Below are 306 nucleotides of genomic sequence, written 5' to 3'. Positions count from 1 at the left end.
GGGATGATCAAGCCTATGCCGAACCCTTCGAGGGCGGCGCCGACTAGACCAAGAACCACCACGGCCGGAAGCAGTCGCAACTGCTTCGTTCCGAGCGCGCGGCCGAGCATCGGCAAGCTTGGCGGCAAAAATCGCATTATGGCCTGTCACCTCGCCTGGGCATCTGCCTGCCGATCCTGCGGCACTTGCACTTCTTGCGGCCATCTCGCCAGCAAAAGAGCCGCAAATCTGGCCGCGCCGGTCAGATTCATGACGACGATCGGCCAATGCGACAGCTGGAGTTCGCGGTCGAACCGCGGACCACCC

1 pseudogene is annotated in these 306 nt (G+C 63.1%); it reads right to left on the bottom strand.

The window, feature by feature from the left end:
* Positions 1 to 146: 146 nt before the first annotated feature.
* Positions 147 to 306 (bottom strand): annotated as a pseudogene (locus EN862_RS37275) (glycosyltransferase family 2 protein); the annotation flags it as partial.

The sequence above is a fragment of the Mesorhizobium sp. M2E.F.Ca.ET.219.01.1.1 genome (assembly GCF_004016445.2).
GTDB lineage: Bacteria > Pseudomonadota > Alphaproteobacteria > Rhizobiales > Rhizobiaceae > Mesorhizobium.
This window is presented reverse-complemented; position numbering and strand designations above follow the sequence as displayed.